General features: G+C 38.5%; 22 protein-coding genes. 17 read left to right on the top strand and 5 right to left on the bottom strand.

Annotated features, from left to right (window positions below; genetic code table 11):
- The first annotated feature begins 4 nt into the window (after positions 1-4).
- The 12 genes from OCV73_RS04105 (at position 5) to OCV73_RS04050 (ending at position 9,475) form a co-directional block, all read left to right on the top strand.
- A complete protein-coding gene (locus tag OCV73_RS04105; RefSeq protein WP_262512867.1) occupies positions 5-823 on the top strand; it encodes a transporter substrate-binding domain-containing protein in 819 nt (272 codons plus the stop codon).
- A gap of 113 nt (positions 824-936) precedes the next feature.
- Positions 937-1,350 carry a SoxR reducing system RseC family protein gene (locus OCV73_RS04100; RefSeq protein ID WP_167551203.1) on the top strand — a complete coding sequence of 138 codons (414 nt, stop codon included), beginning with the start codon at positions 937-939 and terminating at the stop codon, positions 1,348-1,350.
- A 29-nt stretch (positions 1,351-1,379) separates the two neighbouring features.
- The gene (locus tag OCV73_RS04095; RefSeq protein ID WP_147549300.1) at positions 1,380-2,234 is read left to right on the top strand and encodes a Fe-S cluster domain-containing protein; all 855 of its coding nucleotides are present in this window, start codon (positions 1,380-1,382) and stop codon (positions 2,232-2,234) included.
- A gap of 18 nt (positions 2,235-2,252) precedes the next feature.
- The gene (gene rsxC, locus OCV73_RS04090; RefSeq protein WP_147549298.1) at positions 2,253-3,587 is read left to right on the top strand and encodes an electron transport complex subunit RsxC; all 1,335 of its coding nucleotides are present in this window, start codon (positions 2,253-2,255) and stop codon (positions 3,585-3,587) included.
- An 8-nt stretch (positions 3,588-3,595) separates the two neighbouring features.
- The gene (locus tag OCV73_RS04085) at positions 3,596-4,741 is read left to right on the top strand and encodes an RnfABCDGE type electron transport complex subunit D (RefSeq protein ID WP_147549296.1); all 1,146 of its coding nucleotides are present in this window, start codon (positions 3,596-3,598) and stop codon (positions 4,739-4,741) included.
- Entirely contained in the window at positions 4,734-5,381 is a 648-nt protein-coding gene (locus tag OCV73_RS04080; RefSeq protein ID WP_147549294.1) for an RnfABCDGE type electron transport complex subunit G, read from the top strand. The genes OCV73_RS04085 and OCV73_RS04080 overlap by 8 nt, the downstream gene beginning before the upstream one ends.
- The gene (gene rsxE / locus OCV73_RS04075; RefSeq protein WP_147549292.1) at positions 5,368-5,952 is read left to right on the top strand and encodes an electron transport complex subunit RsxE; all 585 of its coding nucleotides are present in this window, start codon (positions 5,368-5,370) and stop codon (positions 5,950-5,952) included. The genes OCV73_RS04080 and rsxE overlap by 14 nt, the downstream gene beginning before the upstream one ends.
- 2 nt (positions 5,953-5,954) lie before the next feature.
- Entirely contained in the window at positions 5,955-6,536 is a 582-nt protein-coding gene (gene rsxA / locus OCV73_RS04070; protein WP_147549290.1) for an electron transport complex subunit RsxA, read from the top strand.
- Between the two features lie 231 nt (positions 6,537-6,767).
- Positions 6,768-6,995 carry a 4Fe-4S dicluster domain-containing protein gene (locus OCV73_RS04065; RefSeq protein WP_147549288.1) on the top strand — a complete coding sequence of 76 codons (228 nt, stop codon included), beginning with the start codon at positions 6,768-6,770 and terminating at the stop codon, positions 6,993-6,995.
- 44 nt (positions 6,996-7,039) lie between these two features.
- Positions 7,040-8,119, top strand: a complete 1,080-nt coding sequence (locus OCV73_RS04060; RefSeq protein WP_147549670.1) for a 3-methyl-2-oxobutanoate dehydrogenase subunit VorB — start codon at positions 7,040-7,042, stop codon at positions 8,117-8,119.
- A gap of 34 nt (positions 8,120-8,153) precedes the next feature.
- Entirely contained in the window at positions 8,154-8,915 is a 762-nt protein-coding gene (locus OCV73_RS04055; RefSeq protein ID WP_147549287.1) for a thiamine pyrophosphate-dependent enzyme, read from the top strand.
- Between the two features lie 17 nt (positions 8,916-8,932).
- A complete protein-coding gene (locus OCV73_RS04050; RefSeq protein ID WP_147549286.1) occupies positions 8,933-9,475 on the top strand; it encodes a 2-oxoacid:acceptor oxidoreductase family protein in 543 nt (180 codons plus the stop codon).
- Between the two features lie 80 nt (positions 9,476-9,555).
- Here the strand turns inward: OCV73_RS04050 and glmM are convergent, their stop codons facing one another.
- The 3 genes from glmM to OCV73_RS04035 form a co-directional block, all read right to left on the bottom strand.
- Entirely contained in the window at positions 9,556-10,947 is a 1,392-nt protein-coding gene (glmM, locus tag OCV73_RS04045) for a phosphoglucosamine mutase (RefSeq protein ID WP_147549285.1), read from the bottom strand.
- 17 nt (positions 10,948-10,964) lie between these two features.
- Positions 10,965-11,528, bottom strand: coding sequence for a DUF4827 family protein (locus OCV73_RS04040; RefSeq protein WP_167551202.1), 564 nt, complete (start codon positions 11,526-11,528; stop codon positions 10,965-10,967).
- 90 nt (positions 11,529-11,618) lie between these two features.
- Complete coding sequence (locus OCV73_RS04035) at positions 11,619-12,647, bottom strand: DHH family phosphoesterase (RefSeq protein ID WP_147549280.1); 1,029 nt, start codon at positions 12,645-12,647, stop codon at positions 11,619-11,621.
- Positions 12,648-12,821: 174 nt separating this feature from the next.
- On the opposite strand from OCV73_RS04035, the gene OCV73_RS04030 reads away from it, so the two are divergent.
- The 5 genes from OCV73_RS04030 (at position 12,822) to OCV73_RS04010 (ending at position 20,017) form a co-directional block, all read left to right on the top strand.
- On the top strand, positions 12,822-14,798 hold the full coding sequence (locus tag OCV73_RS04030) for a protein-disulfide reductase DsbD family protein (RefSeq protein WP_147549668.1): 1,977 nt from the start codon (positions 12,822-12,824) through the stop codon (positions 14,796-14,798).
- Positions 14,798-15,586, top strand: a complete 789-nt coding sequence (gene mazG / locus OCV73_RS04025) for a nucleoside triphosphate pyrophosphohydrolase (protein ID WP_176897582.1) — start codon at positions 14,798-14,800, stop codon at positions 15,584-15,586. Before OCV73_RS04030 ends, mazG begins: the two co-directional genes overlap by 1 nt.
- A gap of 132 nt (positions 15,587-15,718) precedes the next feature.
- Positions 15,719-17,341: a hypothetical protein gene (locus tag OCV73_RS04020; RefSeq protein WP_147549278.1), complete on the top strand. Its 1,623-nt coding sequence runs from the start codon at positions 15,719-15,721 to the stop codon at positions 17,339-17,341.
- Positions 17,342-17,421: 80 nt separating this feature from the next.
- The gene (locus OCV73_RS04015; protein WP_147549276.1) at positions 17,422-19,506 is read left to right on the top strand and encodes a DNA topoisomerase 3; all 2,085 of its coding nucleotides are present in this window, start codon (positions 17,422-17,424) and stop codon (positions 19,504-19,506) included.
- Positions 19,493-20,017 carry an NUDIX hydrolase gene (locus OCV73_RS04010; protein WP_147549274.1) on the top strand — a complete coding sequence of 175 codons (525 nt, stop codon included), beginning with the start codon at positions 19,493-19,495 and terminating at the stop codon, positions 20,015-20,017. The genes OCV73_RS04015 and OCV73_RS04010 overlap by 14 nt, the downstream gene beginning before the upstream one ends.
- A 142-nt stretch (positions 20,018-20,159) precedes the next feature.
- Here OCV73_RS04010 and OCV73_RS04005 read toward each other — a convergent pair whose 3' ends face one another.
- On the bottom strand, positions 20,160-20,921 hold the full coding sequence (locus OCV73_RS04005) for a CDGSH iron-sulfur domain-containing protein (protein ID WP_147549272.1): 762 nt from the start codon (positions 20,919-20,921) through the stop codon (positions 20,160-20,162).
- Between the two features lie 70 nt (positions 20,922-20,991).
- Positions 20,992-21,747, bottom strand: a complete 756-nt coding sequence (locus tag OCV73_RS04000) for an MBL fold metallo-hydrolase (RefSeq protein ID WP_147549270.1) — start codon at positions 21,745-21,747, stop codon at positions 20,992-20,994.
- Positions 21,748-21,763 lie beyond the last annotated feature (16 nt).

Raw genomic sequence — 21,763 nt, 5'->3', positions numbered from 1 at the left:
CAATATGATGGTCAGCAAACGTATATTAATTTATTTTATATTACTAATATCGGTTATTTTATTGATGATCAGCTTAAAGAATTGTTCCCTAAGCAATCCGATACAGCGTGATTATAAAGAAATAAATATTGAAAAAATACTTCGTGTCGTAACCGACTTTACTCCTCTCACCTATTATATATCAGACGATACGGTCATCGGATTCGATTATGAACTGGCAAAGCTCATAAGCAAAAGGAGCGGTTGGGAAGTGGAAATATATCCGGAAGTAAGTTTAAGCAAAAGCCTGAACGGACTTGAACACAACACATATGATATCGTAGCCCGGCAGTTGCCTATAACTACAGAAAACAGAGAAAAATATTCTTTTACAGAACCTCTACTGCTGAACAAGCAGGTGCTTGTTCAACGTAAAAAAGAATATAATAACGGAAAAACACCTATAAGAAACCAACTTGATCTGGCAAAAAAAACTCTGTACATCGTAAGCAACTCTCCCGCCAGATTGAGAATTAACAATCTGGCTCACGAAATAGGAGATACGATATATATACAAGAAGAACATACCTATGGCTCGGAACAACTTATTATGATGATTGCTACAGGAGAAATAGATTTTGCGGTATGTGATGAAAGCATAGCTGCCGCCATGAGCAGAGAATATCCGCAAATAGACTATCAGACCGACATAAGTTTTACTCAATTCCAATCCTGGGCTTTAAGAAAAGACAGTCCTGTATTGCTCGATAGTATGAATCTTTGGCTGGAAGAAATCAAACGAAGCAATGATTTTTCCAAACTGATGGATAAATATTTCCGGTAGGACATTTCCATGCTTAACTATCTGTCACTATGCAATAATTTAAAAAGAAAATATATTACAATATATAATATTATTCGCTACCTTTGTAAATGATTTGTTACTTCGAGTCGGTCATGAAGTGTAAGATAGAACATCAAGGAATTGTAAAAAGTGTATCACAGAACATTGCAAGAATAAGTATCATACAAGCTTCCGCTTGTTCCGGTTGTCATGCGGCTAATTATTGTTCTGTCTCGGAAAAGAAAGAAAAAATCATAAATATACCCGTTACAGAAAACCTAAATATAGGCGACACCGTATGGATAGAAGGAGAACTTTCCATGGCCTATAAAGCATTGAATATAGCAATACTTTATCCGTTTCTATGCCTTATCATTGTTCTATCCGTATCATATTATATTTCACATAACGAGCTTGTTTCGGGAATGTTTTCTTTAATAGCATTACTACTTTATTATGGAGTACTTTACCTCATAAAAGATAAACTGAAAAAACAATTTGTTTTTACATTGAAAAAACGTTCCTAATATCATAATTTTAAAGGTATATCTGCAATATGAATCTGATTATCGTCACTATCGTTTCATTAGGAGCCATCGGAGCTGTCAGCGCAGTCATTCTATATTTTGTAGCACAAAAGTTTAAAGTAGCCGAAGATCCCCGTATCGACGAAGTTGAAGGAGTACTTCCGGGAGCCAATTGTGGCGGATGCGGCAGTGCCGGTTGTCGCAACTTTGCAGAACGTTGTGCTCAGGCAGGTTCCCTGGAAGGTCTCTCCTGTCCTGTCGGCGGGAAAGACATTATGATAAAAATTGCCGGAATATTGGGTAAAGAGGCTATCTTGTCGAATCCTAAAATAGCTGTCGTCCGCTGTAACGGGACTTGTTCCAATCGTCCCGTTATCAATATCTATGATGGTGCGTCCAGTTGTGCGGTGAAAGCGTCATTATATACGGGAGATACCGGATGCCGTTTCGGTTGCTTGGGAGAGGGAGATTGTGTGAAAGCTTGTGATTTCGGAGCCATAACCATGAACAAGACAACGGGTTTGCCGGAAATCGATGAAGAAATATGCGGAGCTTGTGGAGCTTGTGTCCGAAGTTGCCCCAGAGACATTATAGAATTGAGAAAGAAAGGACCGAAATCACGTCGCGTATATGTGAATTGTATCAGTCAAGACAAAGGAGGAACAGCACGGAAAGCATGTATAGCCGCCTGCATCGGATGTGGAAAATGTATGAAAGTATGTAACTTTAATGCCATATCCGTTGAAAATAACCTGGCTTACATTAACGATGATCTGTGCAAGTTATGTAGAAAATGTGAAGAAGTTTGTCCTACGGGAGCTATACAAACCGTGCATTTTCCTGAAAAAAAGAATATTGAAAAAAGACCGGTCGAAACCGAGTAATGATAATTCTTAAATTATATGTTAAAACATTTTCGGATAGGTGGAATTCATCCGCCAGAATCAAAACTAACAGCCGGAAAACCGATAATTTCCTTAGGAGTACCTAAACAAGCAGTAATTTTATTATCTCAACATATAGGTGCTCCTGCGCAATGTATAGTAAATAAAGGCGATAAAGTAAAAGTAGGAACTCTTATAGCCAAAGCAAACGGTTTCGTGTCGGCAAATATTCACTCATCCGTATCAGGTACTATATCGGCCATACAAGAAATATCCGACGGTTCAGGATTTAAAAAGCAAGCCGTTATTGTTGATGTGGAAGATGATATCTGGGAAGATAAGATTGACCGGAGTGAAACTTTAATTAAGGAATGTAAACTTTCACCAGAAGAAATCATAACCCGCATAGGTGAAAACGGTATTGTCGGTATGGGAGGCGCAACATTTCCCACACAGGTCAAATTAACACCTCCTCCTGGAATGAATCCTTATATACTCATTATCAATGCTGTAGAATGTGAACCGTATTTAACCAACGATCATGCTTTAATGCTGGCCAAGCCACAAGAAATACTTGTAGGAGTATCTATCTTAATGAAAGCCATAAGAGTGCAAAAAGCCGCAATAGGAATCGAAAATAACAAACCCGATGCTATTAAATTACTCTCGGAGCTCTCTAAAGAATATCCCGGAATAGAAATATGCCCTTTGAAAGTCCGATATCCCCAGGGGTCTGAAAAACAGCTGATCGAAGCTATTACAGGAAAACAAGTTGCCAGTGGAGCATTACCCATATCCACCGGAACAGTTGTACAGAATGTCGCTAGTGTTTTTGCCGTATACGAAGCGGTTCAAAAAAATAAGCCCTTGTTTGAAAGAATAGCTACTGTAACGGGAAAATCTGTGAAGACTCCGGCAAATATATCATTCAGGATTGGAACTCCTGTTTCGAAGCTGATAGATGCCGCCGGAGGATTACCCGACGATAGCGGAAAAATAATACTGGGCGGACCTATGATGGGAAAAGCAGCCGTTTCTGTAGATATACCCACAACGAAAGGAACATCCGGAATTCTAATCATGCCGTCTCTGGAATCACAAAGGCAAAAGATGTCGCCATGCATTCGTTGTGGCAAATGCGTAATGGCCTGTCCTATGGGATTATCCCCGTATTTGCTTATGACATGCTCCGAATCCGATCTTTGGGATAAAGCAGAATCGGAACATATTACCGATTGTATAGAATGCGGTTGCTGTAGCTTTTCATGCCCTTCCCACCGTCCGTTGCTGGACTATATACGTATAGGGAAATGTAAAGTTAGCACTATTATCAGAAACCGAACGAAAAAATAATCTGTCATATGAATGAGAAAATAACCATATCACCTTCTCCTCACATACATAGTGGTAATTCGGTATCAAAATGCATGTATGGAGTTCTGTTTGCTCTTATACCCGCCTTCGCAGTCTCATTGTACTACTTCGGCATAGGAGCTCTTATAGTTACGGCTACATCGGTAGCAGCCTGCCTTACTTTCGAATTTCTTATCCAAAAATATCTATTAAAAGTCTCTCCCTCTATAACTGATGGTTCTGCAATTCTCACAGGAGTTTTACTTGCATTCAACCTGCCATCCAATCTACCGGTCTGGATTATTATCATAGGAGCATTAGCTGCCATTGGAATAGGTAAAATGCCATTCGGAGGACTGGGCAATAATATTTTTAATCCGGCTTTAGTAGGACGCGTTTTCCTTCTGATCTCTTTCCCGGCGCAAATGACAACCTGGCCAGCTCCCGGCACAAACAGGTTCAAATACCTGGATGCAACCACCGAAGCAACGCCCCTTTCATTTCTTAAGCATACGGATATCGTACAGGTGCAAGCTGAACAAACGGGAAGCCTCAGTATATGGATGGCTCTATTCATCGCCGCATGCATTACAATAGCTTTGTTATGGGTAAAGAATAATTTTGGAAAACGAGAAATAACAATAGCCTCTGTATGTCTGCTTATTGTAGCCTCATTATGGTGGATAGATTATTTCAAACAGCCTTTGCCTGTCAATTCCATAAATTATTATAAAGAATTTTTATCGGGAAATATGGGAGGAAGCCTGGGTGAAACCGGAGCGGTCGCCTTATTATTAGGCTTTCTGTTCTTACTCTGGAAAAAAATAATCACCTGGTATATACCTGTAATTATTATAATGACCGTATTTATATTTTCTGTTTTATTGGCAATAGATCCTGTTTTACAAATTTTATCGGGAGGATTACTTCTGGGAGCTATATTTATGGCAACAGATTATGTTACTTCTCCTATGAGTAAAACAGGTATGGTTGTTTATGCTGTTTTGATTGGAGTCATTACAATGGTGATACGGAGATGGGGAGCTTATCCCGAAGGTATGTCGTTTGCTATTCTTATTATGAATGCATTCACCCCTCTAATAAACAATTACATAAAACCTAAAAGATACGGGGAGGTTGTAAAACATGGCTAAACTTGAATCCACATTATTTAATATGATAGCCGTTCTTACCGGAATAGGAATCGTCGTAGGAGGAGCATTAGGTACTGTATATAAATTGACAAAGGCTCCGATAGAAAACGCGCAGAAATTACGACAGGAAAAAGCGATCACCGAAGTAGTTCCCGAATTTGATAATTCCCCTGTAACCGAAAAATATGACATTACACTAAATGACGGAAGCATAATCACCGTTTTTCCGGCCAAAATGGGTAATAAGGAAGTTGGTGCCGCCTTACAGAGCAATTCACCCAACGGATATGGAGGAACCGTTACTATAATGGTCGGATTAAAAAAAGACGGAAGTATTTATAACTACCGGGTATTGTCACATGCGGAAACGCCTGGTCTGGGCTCTAAAATGGAGCAATGGTTCCGCCAAGAAAAAGGGGACCAAAATATTATAGGAAAGAATCCGTCAACCACGAAAATATCTGTAAAAAAAGACGGAGGAGACATAGATGCGATCACAGCAGCGACCATAAGCTCCAGAGCTTTTTTAAGTGCTGTACAAAAAGCTTACGACGCTTATATGGGAAAAACGGATGGCATTATATCTGCAACGGCAAATACTCAACCCAAAAGAAAGGAGCAGGTTCATGAGCAAAATTAAAATAATACTCAACGGTATCATAAAAGAAAATCCCACTTTCGTACTGTTATTAGGAATGTGTCCTACCCTGGGAACGACCACTTCTGCCGTAAACGGAATGGGAATGGGATTATCTACCATGTTCGTGCTCATTTGTTCGAACGTAGTAATATCTTCTGTCAAAGATATCATACCGGACAAGGTAAGAATTCCTGCTTTCGTCGCCATTATCGCAGCTTTTGTAAGTATCCTGGAACTATGTATGAAAGCCTATGTCCCTGCTTTGTATGAAAGTCTGGGACTCTTTATTCCTTTGATTGTAGTAAACTGTATCTTATTGGGACGTGCAGAAGCTTTCGCCGCTAAAAACTCCCCGGCAGACTCATTTTTCGATGGTTTAGGGATAGGATTAGGATTTACCGGAGCACTGACATTACTTGGGGCCGTAAGAGAATTCTTAGGCACTGGGGCTGTTTTCAATATATCCATATTTCCGGACAATTACGGATCTTTAATTTTTATACTGGCACCGGGAGCCTTTATCGCATTAGGTTTCCTTATCGCTATAATTAATAAATTAAAAACCAAATAGTCATGCTAACATATATATCCATATTCATAACAGCAATTTTCGTCAATAATATTGTATTGACCCAGTTTTTAGGAATATGCCCGTTCCTGGGAGTCTCTAAAAAAATAGATTCCGCGTTGGGAATGGGAGCCGCAGTAACATTTGTAATGACGATTTCTACAATAGTCACTTATCTGATACAAACGTATCTACTTACTCCATTCGGGCTGACATTTGTACAAACGATAATTTTCATACTGGTCATTGCCGCTTTGGTACAAATGCTGGAAATTATCATGAAAAAAGTATCTCCGGCCCTATATCAGGCTTTAGGAGTGTTTTTACCTCTAATCACGACAAATTGTACAATACTGGGGGTTGCAATTCTTGTTATTCAAAAAAATTTTAATTTAATGGAATCGGTCGTCTTTGCCATTTCCACAGCTTTAGGTTTTACTCTGGCTCTCGTATTATTTGCCGGAATACGGGAACAGTTAAGCATGACAAAAATACCTAAAGCCATGGCGGGAATACCCATAGCATTAATTACGGCCGGATTATTAGCTATGGCATTTATGGGATTTTCAGGTATAAAGATAGGATGATAAATTGTAAGTATGTTAATTTGCATATAATAATTAATCCACTACATATCAATTATATACATATTTATCAAAATAGCAAAAACAGATGTTTTTGCTATTTATTTTTTTGTAATCAACTGATTATACGATAATTAGTTATCATCTTACAAATTGTAACAAAATAGTTTTTTTAACTTCACAGTTTAAAATAAAAAATTAAATTTGCAGTATTAATAAAAAGAACAATTTGACATGGCAAAGATTAAAGGTGCAATAGTAGTTAACAACGAACGTTGCAAAGGCTGTGAACTTTGTGTAGTAGCTTGCCCCGCAGAAGTACTCGCCCTTCATCACAAAGAAGTAAACAATAAAGGTTACCATTATGCTTACATGAAAAATCCGGATGCGTGTATCGGATGTGCCAGTTGCGGATTAGTCTGCCCGGATGGCTGTATAACCGTATATAAAGTAAAGCTATAATGATAGCAAAACAAAGAATTTTGAAAAAATCAGAACGACAAGATATGAGAGAAGATGTTAAATTAATGAAAGGAAACGAAGCTATAGCTCATGCAGCTATACGCTACGGTACCGATGGATATTTCGGTTACCCCATCACTCCACAATCGGAAATCATGGAGACATTAATGGAATTAATGCCTTGGGAATCTACTGGTATGGTAGTATTACAGGCCGAGAGTGAAGTTGCCGCTATTAATATGGTATATGGAGGTGCCAGCTGCGGTAAAGCAGTAATGACATCATCTTCAAGTCCCGGTGTTAGTTTAAAACAAGAGGGCGTATCTTATCTTGCCGGGTCGGAATTGCCCTGTCTTATCGTTAATGTTATGAGAGGGGGGCCGGGCCTGGGAACAATACAACCGAGCCAGGCCGATTACTTCCAGACAGTAAAAGGAGGAGGCCACGGAGATTACCGTTTAATAACTTTGGCTCCCGCCTCGGTTCAGGAAATGGCTGATTTTGTAGGTTTAGGGTTTGATCTGGCATTTAAATACAGAAATCCTGCTATCATATTGGCAGACGGCATAATAGGACAAATGATGGAAAAAGTAGTACTTCCTCCCTATCGTCCCAGAAGAACAGAAGCAGAGATACGCCAGCAAATGCCATGGGCTACTTTAGGAAAAACCAAAGATCGTAAAAGAAATGTTATTACATCCCTGGAACTGGATCCTGCTGCAATGGAAATAAATAATCTTCGTTTTCAGGAAACATATAAACGAATATCTGAAAATGAAGTACGATATGAAGAAATCAACTGCGAAGGAGCCGATTATCTGATTGTAGCATTCGGTTCCATGGCACGTATCTGTCAAAAGACCATAGAACTTGCTCAGGAAGATGGTATCAAAATAGGTCTTCTGCGCCCTATTACTTTATGGCCGTTCCCATCTAAAGAAATTGCAAAACATGCCGATCACGTTAAGGGAATAATTTCGGTAGAATTGAATGCAGGACAAATGGTCGAAGATGTAAAGTTAGCTGTAAACGGACGTGTTAGAGTGGAACATTTCGGTCGTTTAGGCGGTATAGTCCCAACACCTGACGAGGTATTAACAGCTATCAAAGAAAAATTAATGTAAGACCGGATGACAATCCAATTCAAAAATTTAAGACATGGATTTAAAAGAAATAATCAAACCGGAAAATCTGGTTTATGAGAAGCCCAGATTAATGAACGAGAATCCCATGCACTATTGTCCCGGATGTAGTCATAGTGTAGTACATAAACTTATTGCCGAAGTGATCGAGGAGATGGGAATGGAAGAAGAAGCAATAGGTATAGCCCCTGTAGGATGTGCCGTATTCGCTTATAATTATCTGGATATCGACTGGATTGAAGCTGCGCACGGAAGAGCTCCCGCCATTGCTACGGCAGTTAAAAGACTGAATCCGTCAAAAATGGTATTCACTTACCAGGGAGACGGTGATCTGGCCGCTATAGGTACGGCGGAAACCATACATGCTTGCAACAGAGGAGAAAATATTGTCATTATATTCATTAATAACGCTATATACGGTATGACCGGAGGTCAAATGGCCCCTACTACTCTTGAAGGTATGGTAACGGCAACTACCCCTTATGGACGTACAACCGAACTGAATGGTTATCCCCTGAAAATATCGAACCTCGTTGCACAATTGGATGGCACATGTTATGTTACGCGTCAGAGCGTGCATACTGCCGCTGCAGTGCGAAAAGCAAAAAAAGCCATACGTCAGGCTTTTGAAAATTCAATGGCCCGTAAAGGCAGTTCTCTGGTGGAAGTTGTATCTACCTGTAATTCCGGATGGAAATTAAGTCCGGCAAAATCTAACGAATGGATGGTAGAACATATGTTTGAAAAATATCCTCTCGGAGATCTTAAAAACGAATAATTAAAACACGAGTCACGATGAAAGAAGAAATAATTATAGCAGGATTCGGTGGCCAGGGTGTCCTTTCCATGGGCAAAATATTGGCATATTCCGGATTAATGGAAGATAAAGAAGTTTCATGGATGCCTTCATACGGCCCCGAACAACGGGGAGGAACCGCAAATGTAACTGTTATTCTAAGCGATGAAAAAATAAGTTCTCCGGTACTGAATGCTTACGACGTAGCTATTATATTGAACCAGCCGTCCCTGGACAAATTTGAAGATAAAATAAAACCGGGCGGCATACTTATTTATGACAGCTACGGTATACATACATTGCCTAAAAGAAAGGACATTGATATTTATTGTATTAACGCAATGGATGCTGCTGTAGAATTGAATAACAGCAAAGCATTTAATATGATTGTACTGGGTGGATTATTGAAAGTAAAACCAATGGTTACTCTTGAAAATGTCCTGTTGGGATTAAAAAAATCACTTCCCGAACGCCATCATAAATTGATTCCTATGAATGAAAAAGCAATACTGAAAGGAATGGAACTTATTAAAAAAATATAGTGAATATATTTAGTCATTAAAAATAAACGCCGGAAACTTTTTTCCGGCGTTTATTTTATAATACAACGATAGAATAAATTTTATTTCTTAACCATTTTACGGATAACATCCATGACTCCGGCAGCGGTTTCCTCAGCTAATGCGCGCGTAGAAGCTTCGGAATACACACGGATAATAGGCTCGGTATTTGATTTACGTAAATGTACCCATCTATCAGGAAAATCTATTTTTACCCCATCTATATCGGTTATTTCATATTGAGAATATTTATCTTTTACAGCAATAAGCAAAGCGTCAACATCGATCTCCGGTGTAAGTTCTATCTTTTGCTTGGCAATACTGTAAGAAGGATAAGTAGCACGTAATTCGCTAACCTTTTTTCCTTCTTTTGCCAGATGAGTCAAAAACAAAGCTATACCCACCAAAGCATCACGGCCATAATGACTGGCAGGATAGATCACTCCCCCATTTCCTTCACCACCGATCACCGCATTTGTTTCTTTCATTTTTGTAACGACATTCACTTCTCCTACGGCTGAAGCATTATATTGCTGACCATAAGAGCGTGTCACATCGCGCAACGCCCGAGACGAACTCAAATTTGAGACTGTATTTCCCGGAGTATGTTTCAATACATAATCGGCAACAGCAACCAACGTGTATTCTTCTACAAACATATCCCCATTTTCACAAATAATAGCCAAGCGGTCTACATCAGGATCTACAACGAATCCTACATCTGCTTTACCGGATTTCATCGTATCGGCGATCTCTGTAAGATTCTCAGGAAGAGGTTCCGGATTATGAGGAAAATGTCCGTTAGGTTCGCAATTAAGTTTTATCACATTCTTTACTCCTAAAGCTTCTAATAAAGCCGGAATAGCAATACCTCCCACAGAATTGACACAATCTATCGCCACTGTAAAATCAGCCTTCCTAATTGCATCTGTATCTACCAGATCAAGAGCCAGAACGCTATCAATATGTCTTTGAGTATATGTAAAGTTTTCAGTCATTTTGCCCAGATCATCCACTCCTGCAAAAACAAAATCTTCAGATGCTGCGATTGACAGGACTTCCTGACCTTCTGCAGCATTTAGGAATTCGCCTTTTTCATTCAGCAATTTCAAAGCATTCCATTGTTTAGGATTATGACTGGCCGTCAGTATAATACCGCCACAGGCCTTTTCCAGGGTTACGGCTATTTCTGTTGTCGGGGTCGTTGCCAAACCGATATTCACCACATCAAATCCCATTCCCATAAGGGTTCCGATAACAATTTTTTCAACCATTTCTCCCGAAATACGAGCATCCCGGCCTACTACAATTTTATTTGTATTTACCAGTGTAGTTTTACGGATAAAAGTAGCATAAGCAGCTGTGAATTTCACAATATCCAATGGGTTCAATCCTTCTCCGGCTCTGCCTCCGATGGTTCCCCTGATACCCGAAATAGATTTAATTAAAGACATAATAATAATGAGGTTTATTAATTATAACGAACTTTATACAAGAATGGATTAACAGCCGATACTTCATCTGTCAGCCCGGCTTTAGACTTGATCACCAGATTCACTACAGAACCTTTCTTTACAAAATATAAAGGTAATTGCAATCCTGTGCCCCACTTGAGCGACGAATTGGATGAAAAGTTTCCAAACGAAAAGTACGAAGGAGACAACGGATCATTGAAATTACCTTCAGATATAGGATTTTCTCCTGCAGCCCAAGCTTTCAAATCAGTTCTTTCAAACCGGAAATATACTTCATCTTTATATTTCGCCATAGCATATCCCTCGGTAGTATCAACTACTTGCATATAAACTTCTCCGTCTTCATCTAACTGATAATATGGAGCCGGTGTATTTCCCGAAGCTCCCTGTAAAACAGAGTCAGCCGGTAATTTTTTTATAACGGTCTTATCTGCAAAGAACGCATTTACCGCATCCTTTTCTTCCTTGCGTAATTCAGCATAAGATTTACCATCGCTGCATGAAATGGAAGAAAGTATTAATACAATAAGAGAAATGGCTCCCACAAATATTTTTTTCATCTTCATATAATCTTTGTTTCTGTCTGTTTATTTCACTTCAAAAGTAGATATTTTCACTTAAAGTCAAGAAAATTACAATTATAAAATTATTTAATCATTCAGATAATGAGCATACACCGGTAATATTTCTTTAAAACGGCACAAAGCCTCGTCCATTGTACCGTAAAATTCACCACCTGCTGCATTCAGATGGCCACCTCCGTTAAAATAATCGGACGCGATTTTATTGACAGGAAACTTTCCTTGCGAGCGCATCGAAACTTTTATGAAATCCTTGTCTTCTCTAAAGAAAGTTGAAAATATCACGCCCTCGATACTTAACGGTACGTTTACCAAACCTTCACTATCTCCTTTCTGATAGTCATAATGCTTTAAATCTTCCTGGGTAAGAGTGATAACTGCAGCTTTGTATTCAGGGAATATTTCCATTTTCTGGCTTATCGCATAACCGTTCAATTTTAATTTATCAACACTGTTGGTATTATAGACCTTATTATAAATCCGGTCCTTATTTATCCCTTTTTTTATAAGTTCGGCAATAATAAAATAAATTTCAGGCTTATTGGAATTATAAGTAAAATTACCCGTATCGGTCATCATTCCTGTATATATAGCCTCTGATGCACATTGATTCAACTCTTCGAACATCCCCATCCTGCAAATTAGCCGGAATACGAGCTCACTGGTAGATGCAACTTCAGGATGCGAAATAATTATATCACAAAAATTTTCCGGATCCAAATGATGGTCTATCATTATTTTTTTTGCAGACGAAATGGAAACAGATTTAGCCACCCTGTCGATCCGGCTCAATGTATTATAGTCCAGACAGAAAATCAGATCGGCATTTCCAATTAATTCTTCAGCAAATTCCTGATATCTCGTATAAACGACTACATCCCGGCTCCCTTTTAAAAACAACAGATTGGAAGGAAGCAAATCAGGAGTTACGATATTTACATTCTTATCCTGAGAATCCAAAAAGTGATATAATCCTAATGATGCTCCTATTGCATCTCCGTCGGGAGAAACATGACACGTTATAACTATATTCTCACTTCTTTCTATCAGTTTTTTAGTCTTCTGAATTTTATCTTCAGGAATAATCTTATTAATCATCTAAGAAATATTTATTATGCAAAAGTACAAATTTTAATCGATAATCATCTCTATGATCTACGTTCATCTACACAATTTATTTTTTATTGCCATTTTATAAATATAAATCACTTAAAAGTATTTTCACCCTTTTGTTTTTACATATATCTTTGCGTATATAAAATAAAAACGATGATGAAACTAAAATTGTTATTTGCGTTACTCTTATCCTTTTTCGCATTAACGGGTCATAGCCAGATTATTGAACCTATTAAATGGAATGCTACGCTCCGAAATACGCAGGATAAAACAATTAAAGAATTAGTCTTTACAGCTCAATTGGATGGCGGATGGCATTTATATGCCATGGATATACCGGAAGGTGGACCCATTTCCACACTCTTCAATTTCGATACTCTTGAAGGTGCGGTTCTCGAAGGCAGCATAACCCCCATGCAAAAGGCATATGAAGAATTCAGTAAATTGTTCGACATGAAACTCAGATGGTATTCCGGCTCACCATCTTTTGTTCAACAAATCAAAATACAGAATCCTGAAAAATATAAAATAAGCGGATATGTAAGATATCAGGCCTGCAATGATGCAACATGCCTTCCTCCTACAAAATTCCCGTTCGAGGTCGGATTAAATATTTCGGACGACAACGTATCGAAAGAAGAGGATTCCAATGCGATTATTCCTGTAATTCCTCTGAAAAAGTCCGGAGACGGTAATGATCTATGGGAACCGGTTATTCAGGAGTTAAAAGAGTTGGGAGATATTCAACTCGGTACGGAATCCAGTTCGCTGTGGTTCATTTTTATCAGCGGATTTTTAGGTGGTTTATTAGCCCTGCTTACCCCTTGTGTATGGCCTATGATACCACTGACCGTAAGCTTTTTCCTGAAAAAAGGACAAAACAGACGCAAATCAATTGCAGATGCTGTTATTTATGGAGTCTCCATTATTGTCATTTATTTGGCTTTAGGAATGATCATTACCCTTTTATTCGGGGCTAATGCATTAAACAGTCTTTCGACCAATGCAATATTCAACATATTATTTTTCGGATTACTATTATTATTCGCTATCTCCTTCTTCGGAGCTTTCGAATTAACTCTGCCATCCTCTTGGACTAACAAATTCGACAGAAAAGCAGAAACAGCTACCGGACTGTTCAGTATGTTTTTTATGGCTTTCACACTGGCGCTTGTTTCATTCTCTTGCACAGGGCCTATTATAGGAACTCTGCTGGTACAAGCAGCTACTATCGGAGCCAAAGCTGGTCCTGCCATCGGCATGTTTGGTTTCGCTTTTGCTCTCTCTATACCATTTACTTTATTTGCCATATTCCCTTCTTGGATGAAGCAAATGCCTAAATCGGGAGGATGGCTCAATTCAGTTAAGGTCGTCCTGGGCTTTCTTGAACTTGCTTTATCTCTAAAATTCTTATCCGTTGCCGACTTGGCTTATGGATGGCATATACTGGACAGAGAAACATTCCTTGCCCTTTGGATCGTCATTTTCATTCTTTTGGGACTTTATTTATTAGGGAAGATCCGCTTCCCTCACGATTCAGAAACTAAGAATGTAAGCGTACCCCGCTTTTTAATGGCTTTAATCTCATTGTCATTTGCCATCTATATGATACCGGGATTATGGGGAGCACCTCTAAAATCCATCAGTGCATTTACACCACCATTATATACACAAGATTTCAACCTGTATGAAGGAGAAGTGCATGCCAGCTTCAACAATTATGATGAAGGAATGGCATATGCAAGCAAAATGAAGAAACCGGTTTTAGTGGATTTTTCCGGATACGGCTGTGTCAATTGCCGTAAAATGGAAGCATCGGTCTGGACAGCTCCGCAAGTCAAACAACTACTGGATAATGATTTCGTGCTCATTACGCTGATGGTGGACGACAGGAGCCGGTTGGCAAAACCTGAAACAGTTACCGAAAACGGGAAAAAACTTATACTGGAAACTCTGGGTGAAAAATGGAGTTATTTACAACGAAGCAAATTCGGAGCAAATGCACAGCCTTATTATATTATTTTGAATAATAAAGGCAAGCCTCTCGTAACTCCATACACCTATGATGAAAGTGTCAGCAAATTTGTAAAATTCCTGGAACAAGGATTGGAAAAATATAAACAAGGAAAATAATGTCACATTCCAAAGAAGAAAAAATGGAAGCTTTCGGACGTCTGCTGGATATTCTGGACGAACTGAGGGTTAAATGTCCATGGGACAAAAAGCAGACCAATGAAAGTTTGCGAACAAATACGATAGAAGAAACATTCGAATTATGCGATGCAATCATGAAAAATGATAATGAAGCTATAAAAAAAGAACTGGGTGACGTTCTGCTACATATCATCTTTTATGCAAAAATAGGCGAGGAAAAAGAAACATTCGATATTGCAGACGTATGCAATACTCTGTGCGACAAACTTATTTATCGGCATCCTCATGTATTCGGCAACGCCGAAGTTTCCGGTTCCGGACAGGTCGAACAAAACTGGGAACAATTAAAGTTAAAAGAAAAAGGAGGAAATAAAACCGTATTGGAAGGTGTGCCGTCTGCTCTTCCGGCACTCGTGAAAGCTTACCGGATACAAGACAAGGCACGGAATGTCGGCTTTGATTGGGAAGAACGTAACCAAGTGTGGGATAAAGTACATGAAGAATTCTCCGAATTAAAAACTGAAATAGATAAAATGGATGCTGATAAAATGGAAGGAGAATTCGGCGACCTGTTTTTCAGTTTAATAAACGCAGCCCGTTTATATAAAATAAATCCGGAAAACGCATTAGAGAGGACCAATCAAAAATTTATTCGCAGATTCAATTATCTTGAGCAGGAAACGTTACAGAAAGGACGTAATCTGAAAGATATGACATTGGCAGAAATGGATTTATTCTGGGATGAAGCTAAAAGAAAAGGATTATAATAATCCTTTCCGGTTTCATGAAAAAAGTACTGATAAAAATCAGTACTTTTTTTATACACAAAATTTGTTTTAATAATACTGAACCAAGATTGTTCCAACGTGTTATTATTCAAGTTAACACACACATCTGTTATGAAATCGTTTATATCTTTAAGCGCAGCTATATGCATACTGTTCACAATAAATGCCGAAATTATCAGGACACCGGCATTCAAAGCCAGAAATACTCCGATCATACAAATTGATAGCATTGACAGCAGAAACGATCTCTGTCGCTTCCATATAACTTTACATCATCGGCCCAATGCTATTTTACAGATCGATTCCCTCATACTAACAGAGCCTCAGAAAAAAAAAATATGGATACCCACCGACATAGACGGTATATATTTCGGACGGAGTTTTCAGTTTCCGGACTCAGGAGTAATCTCCGTTGAAATAGACTACCCTCCTATTCCGTCCTCTGTTACGAATGTCGATCTGGCGGAAATGAAAAAGGAAGTACCATTTAAGATTATAGGTATAAAGCTCGACAACACTCCAATACCTCTCCAAGCTCGACAAAAGACAAGCCATATAAGCAGAAATAAACAGCATAAACCCGTATCATCTTTCAAAAAAGACAGTGCATTTATTCAAGGGTATATAAAAGGTTATCACCCACGTCTGGAATTCGGGAACGGTGTTATCCATCAAGACAATATCATAACGAATACAGTCCGTGACATTCCGGTAATAATAGATTCCTTAGGAAATTTCACAGTCGGACTTCTTTTGGATTACCCCATACAACAAACTATATTTTTCCAAAAAGGATATCTTCATTTTTATATAGAACCGGGTGGTTTTCTGAAAATAGAAACATCTATGGATGTTCTTACTACTCCCTACCGCTATGTGGAAGAAACCGATTTATCCGATACACTCACCCGATACGGTGGCAATATGGGTAAATATAATCAGGAGCTCAAATTAATCAGGCAGTTATATGGTATCGAAGATAATTCATGGATAAAAGACCTACAAACATTAGAGCCGGAAGCATACAAATATAAACAGGACGAATGGCTGAAACACAGAACCGAAATATTATCCCGGCTGACAGACAAGAACCATATTTCGTCGCATATGAACCAATTGGCACGCTTAAATATCCTGTACCGATACGGAAGAAAATTATTGCAATATGCAGAATATCAACAAAATCGCCATAAGAAAATAGACCAAGATTTTTATCTTTTCCTGAATCTTATGCCACTGGATAATATATACTCATTATCTTCTGAAGATTATAAGTTGTTTATCTCTTTATTGGAAAAAAGCGAACCTTTAGTATCGATTCCCAGCTGGAACCCGGGAGAATTTATAGAGGCTATGCAGAAGCAAGGAATTACCCCTTCACCAGATGAGAAAAAACTTATCTTAGCTATATTCGGACAAGACAAGCCTTTCATTACTGATATGAGCACGCGCATGGATCAATTTAACCTGAAATACAAAGATATTCAAATTGCTATGAAAGAAGCCAAAAGTACTTCTTATAAATCAAAAATCTACAACAAATGGGGAGATACCGGAGATATAACATTCCAACTATTGAATTCTAGAATTTTCATTCCTCGACTCAAATTCATAGGCAGAAAATTATCGCCTAATGAGTTCAAAAACTACAACCAATATATTCATAACAAATTTATTCTCGACAAATTGAAGAAAATAAACCGAAACTATCCTTTGATAGATGGAGACTTATGATATTAAGTTTTCTTTTTTATCCATGATGAATAAAAATTTAATCTTAAATTTGCCATCCGATAAGTGAAAAGAGAAAACAAATGAAAGTTTGCATTGCCGAAAAGCCCAGCGTAGCTAAAGAAATTGCCGAGATTGTAGGAGCCCGTACCAAAAAAGACGGATACTTCGAAGGAAACGGATATCAGGTAACCTGGACATTCGGACATCTTTGTACTCTTAAAGAACCTCATGAATATACGCCTCAATGGAAACAGTGGACATTACGCTCCCTCCCCATGATACCGTCCCGTTTCGGCATAAAACTTATAACTGATCCAGGCATAGAGAAGCAATTTAAAATCATAGAAACCCTTATGTCTCAGGCAGAAGCTATTATAAATTGCGGGGACGCCGGACAAGAGGGTGAGCTTATCCAACGCTGGGTTATGCAAAAAGCCGCCTGCCAATGCCCGGTATATCGTTTATGGATATCGTCTTTGACCGAAGAGTCCATACGGGAAGGATTCCAACGGCTAAAAAACCAAGAAGAGTTTAATTCTTTGTATTACGCCGGACTTTCACGTGCCATCGGAGACTGGCTTCTGGGAATGAACGCAACGCGTCTATATACATTAAAATACGGACAAAACCGTCAGGTACTGTCCATCGGACGGGTACAAACGCCGACACTGGCTCTTATTGTAAACCGGCAGTTAGAAATAGAAAATTTCGTTCCGCAACCTTATTGGGAATTGAAAACCGTATATAGAGATACTACTTTTTCTGTAACAAAAGGACGATTCTCGAGCGTGGAAGAAGGAGAAAATTTTTTAAAAGAAGTTGAAGGTTTTCCTTTCGAAGTCACCGACATTTCCACTAAACAGGGAAAAGAATATCCTCCGCGATTATTCGACTTAACCAGTTTGCAAGTAGAATGTAATAAAAAATTCGGTTTTTCGGCTGAAGATACGCTCAAGCTTATTCAATCATTATATGAAAAGAAAGTAACCACATACCCACGTGTAGATACTACTTTCCTTAGTGATGACATCTATCCAAAAGTTCCCGGCATACTGGAAGCATTACAAGACTATACAATCCTTACATCTCCATTAAAAAATACCAAAATACCAAAAAGTAAAAAGGTGTTTGATAATTCGAAAGTAACGGATCACCATGCTATTATCCCGACTAACGTACGGGCAGGAAATTTGACCCAAGAGGAAGCAAAGATATATGATCTGGTAGCCAGACGATTTATTGCCGCTTTTTATCCGGATTGTCAGGTTGCCAATACAACCGTACTGGGACAGGTTAACTCCGTTGAATTTAAAGTCACTGGTAAACAGATATTATATTCAGGATGGCGCGTAGTGTTTGATAAGGAAGATATTTCCAACAATAAAGAAGAAAACGAAGAACGTACATTACCTGCATTTGTAAAAGGAGAAAGCGGACCTCATGAACCTGCATTGACTGAAAAATGGACTCAACCGCCTAAATTATATACCGAAGCAACTCTATTAAGAGCCATGGAAACAGCAGGAAAATTAGTAGAAGATGATGAATTGAGAGATGCATTAAAAGAGAATGGCATAGGCCGTCCTTCTACGCGTGCCGCGATTATTGAAACATTGTTTAAACGACATTACATACGAAAAGAGCGAAAGAATCTTATAGCGACTTCAACAGGTATAGAGCTAATACAAACTATTCATGAAGAGTTATTAAAATCGGCAGAATTAACAGGAATCTGGGAAAATAAATTACGTAAAATAGAACGCAACGAATACGCCGCTACAGATTTTCTTACTGAATTGAAACAAATGGTATCTCAAATAGTGCATAATGTACTTAGCGACAATACATACCGTAGCATTCCGTTTCAAAATCCAGAAACAGAAAAAATAAAAAAAGAAAAAAACACCGAAAAAATTCCTTCAACAAGCAAAAGCAGGAAAAAAGAAAAAACAAATAAGCAGGATAAAATATCTGATACGGCAAATATCCCTTGCCCGGTTTGCGGAAACGGCTATATTCTGAAAGGGAAAAGTGCTTTCGGATGCAGTGAATGGAAAAACGGATGTACTTTCCGGATTAATTTCGACGGCAATATTGAAAATCTTTCTCAGAAAGAACTTCTCAGCCATCTTAAAACTTATAATCATAACAATGCAGAAGGATAATTTTATTGAAGAATATTTTCCTCTGGTAAATGAAGAAGGAAAAATCATCGGTAAGGCTTCACGAAAAGAATGTCATAACGGCAGTAAAAAATTGCATCCTGTAGTCCATCTTCATGTATTTAATTCACAAGGAAAACTATACTTACAAAAACGTTCGACACATAAAGACATACAACCCGGTAAATGGGATACAGCTGTAGGAGGACATATTGATTACGGTGAAACCGTAGAAGATGCTTTAAAACGCGAAACCAGAGAAGAACTGGGCATAACGGAATTCGTTCCCGTTAAAAACTTCACTTATATTTTCGAATCTTCAATCGAACGTGAGATGATATATTCTTTCCGTACAATATATAGCGGTCCTGTTGTCCCGGATACGGAAGAATTAGAAACCGGAAAATTCTGGTCAATCGAAGAAATTGAAAACAATATCGGAAAAGGTATATTTACTCCTAACTTCGAAAGTGAATTTCTCAAATTACAGGAGACTATAAATAATATTCACTGAAAAATCAAATAATTATCTATCAATAAAGCTAATGCGCATAATGGTCGTCCTTTAAAACGGGAAAATTAAAAAAATGATGATGGAATAAAAAACAACTTAATAACCAAAAGAAAGGGATGTACTTAACATACATCCCCTTATTTTACCATTCGACATCTGTTTTTTCTAAAGGAGTATCATCTTTAAATTTCATAGAAGCATGTGTCCCGTCACAAAAGGGTTTATTAGACGATTGTCCACAACGGCACAACGTAACTCTATTACGAATTTCATAACTGGTTCCATCTGCACTTTCTATACGAATACCCCCTTTTACCCATATGGGACCGCTAACTTTAATTTCGGGATCTTCAATAATTCCGATAGCCGGATCAAAAGCCGGTTCATACGGTTTTCCTGTTTTTTTATCCCAGGCTATAAGACGACCCGCCGGGCAATGATTTGCTTCGTGAATAACAAGGTCTCTTGTTTCCTGGTCTTCAGCCATTTGAACAAGATTCCAAATACGACCATATGCATCGCAAAAACGGGCAAAGGCACAATATTCTTCATTATCGGTAAGCACCATAGTAGGCCCTTCAAACTCTTCTGCATCTTCAAGTAAAGGACGTTTTGAGTTTGTTTCGGTAGGATCCCAGTCAGTATGATGGTGAGCTCCATCACAAAAAGGTTTATTTCGTGAATTACCGCAACGGCATAAAGCTGTCGGCTCTCCTGAACTTTCAAAATGTTTTCCTCTACGGTATACCCAGGAACTTCCTTCATCATTGGGGACAATAATCTCCTGATCAATAGGAGGGTTACCATAAACCAGATAGGGTCCGTCTGACGTAATTTTGATATAAAATCGTGGGTCTGCTTCTTTAGAACCCGCTTCCACTGCTGTTTTAATAACGTTAGCCATACTTGTTAAGTTTTGTCGTACGATTTTAAAACAGTTTGTTCACCGATTTGGTTCTTTGCAAAAAATCTTTTCAACAATCAACAAGAAGGCCGTCATAAGCAAAGCTTACTCCCGCTGGTAATTCTTGTTTAACTTTTTCCTCCAGCCCCATATGATGACTCATATGTATAAGATATGCATGTTTTGGAGCAACTCTTTTTATCAGTTTTAACGCATCCCCCAGTGTTTGATGAGATATGTGAGGGGTTTTACGAAGCGCATTAACTATAAGTACATCAATATCTACAAGTTTTTTGTATTCATCTTCGGGAAGATAAAGAGAATCGGTAATATAAGCCATTTTTCCTATTTTATACCCAAGTATAGGCAGTTTATAGTGCATGGCACGAATAGGAATTATCTCTATTCCCGCTATTTCAAAAGGCTCATTCTTAATTTCATGCAACTGCAAATCGGGAATACCCGGATATTTCTGATCTGTAAAACAATAAGGTATACGAGCCCGGATATCACGGGCGACAGAGGATTCAAGGTATATAGGAAACGCCTGGTTTTTACAAAAGGGTCTTAGGTCATCCAATCCTCCGGTATGATCATAATGACTATGGGTAACCAATAAAGCATCGATAGTTTCAAAAGAGGATCTCAGCATTTGTTGTCTGAAATCAGGACCGCAATCTATGAGGATATTTTTCCCGCTCACCGATATTAACGCCGACGTCCTTAGCCTGTTATCATGGGGATTTACGGATGTGCAAACCTCACATTTGCAACCGACTTCCGGTATACCTGTAGATGTTCCTGTTCCTAAAAATTCAATGCGCATAATTCTTGCTCTTATT

It is taken from the genome of Barnesiella propionica (genome assembly GCF_025567045.1).
GTDB classification, from domain to species: Bacteria; Bacteroidota; Bacteroidia; order Bacteroidales; family Barnesiellaceae; genus Barnesiella_B; species Barnesiella_B propionica.
This window is presented reverse-complemented; position numbering and strand designations above follow the sequence as displayed.

Bases quoted from the DNA above. Each gene is read 5' to 3' on its own strand.
- OCV73_RS04105 (WP_262512867.1), top strand. From the start codon at position 5: ATGATGGTCAGCAAACGTATATTAATTTATTTTATATTACTAATATCG.
- OCV73_RS04100 (WP_167551203.1), top strand. From the start codon at position 937: ATGAAGTGTAAGATAGAACATCAAGGAATTGTAAAAAGTGTATCACAG.
- OCV73_RS04095 (WP_147549300.1), top strand. From the start codon at position 1,380: ATGAATCTGATTATCGTCACTATCGTTTCATTAGGAGCCATCGGAGCT.
- rsxC (WP_147549298.1), top strand. From the start codon at position 2,253: ATGTTAAAACATTTTCGGATAGGTGGAATTCATCCGCCAGAATCAAAA.
- OCV73_RS04085 (WP_147549296.1), top strand. From the start codon at position 3,596: ATGAATGAGAAAATAACCATATCACCTTCTCCTCACATACATAGTGGT.
- OCV73_RS04080 (WP_147549294.1), top strand. From the start codon at position 4,734: ATGGCTAAACTTGAATCCACATTATTTAATATGATAGCCGTTCTTACC.
- rsxE (WP_147549292.1), top strand. From the start codon at position 5,368: ATGAGCAAAATTAAAATAATACTCAACGGTATCATAAAAGAAAATCCC.
- rsxA (WP_147549290.1), top strand. From the start codon at position 5,955: ATGCTAACATATATATCCATATTCATAACAGCAATTTTCGTCAATAAT.
- OCV73_RS04065 (WP_147549288.1), top strand. From the start codon at position 6,768: ATGGCAAAGATTAAAGGTGCAATAGTAGTTAACAACGAACGTTGCAAA.
- OCV73_RS04060 (WP_147549670.1), top strand. From the start codon at position 7,040: ATGAGAGAAGATGTTAAATTAATGAAAGGAAACGAAGCTATAGCTCAT.
- OCV73_RS04055 (WP_147549287.1), top strand. From the start codon at position 8,154: ATGGATTTAAAAGAAATAATCAAACCGGAAAATCTGGTTTATGAGAAG.
- OCV73_RS04050 (WP_147549286.1), top strand. From the start codon at position 8,933: ATGAAAGAAGAAATAATTATAGCAGGATTCGGTGGCCAGGGTGTCCTT.
- glmM (WP_147549285.1), bottom strand. From the start codon at position 10,947: ATGTCTTTAATTAAATCTATTTCGGGTATCAGGGGAACCATCGGAGGC.
- OCV73_RS04040 (WP_167551202.1), bottom strand. From the start codon at position 11,528: ATGAAAAAAATATTTGTGGGAGCCATTTCTCTTATTGTATTAATACTT.
- OCV73_RS04035 (WP_147549280.1), bottom strand. From the start codon at position 12,647: ATGATTAATAAGATTATTCCTGAAGATAAAATTCAGAAGACTAAAAAA.
- OCV73_RS04030 (WP_147549668.1), top strand. From the start codon at position 12,822: ATGAAACTAAAATTGTTATTTGCGTTACTCTTATCCTTTTTCGCATTA.
- mazG (WP_176897582.1), top strand. From the start codon at position 14,798: ATGTCACATTCCAAAGAAGAAAAAATGGAAGCTTTCGGACGTCTGCTG.
- OCV73_RS04020 (WP_147549278.1), top strand. From the start codon at position 15,719: ATGAAATCGTTTATATCTTTAAGCGCAGCTATATGCATACTGTTCACA.
- OCV73_RS04015 (WP_147549276.1), top strand. From the start codon at position 17,422: ATGAAAGTTTGCATTGCCGAAAAGCCCAGCGTAGCTAAAGAAATTGCC.
- OCV73_RS04010 (WP_147549274.1), top strand. From the start codon at position 19,493: ATGCAGAAGGATAATTTTATTGAAGAATATTTTCCTCTGGTAAATGAA.
- OCV73_RS04005 (WP_147549272.1), bottom strand. From the start codon at position 20,921: ATGGCTAACGTTATTAAAACAGCAGTGGAAGCGGGTTCTAAAGAAGCA.
- OCV73_RS04000 (WP_147549270.1), bottom strand. From the start codon at position 21,747: ATGCGCATTGAATTTTTAGGAACAGGAACATCTACAGGTATACCGGAA.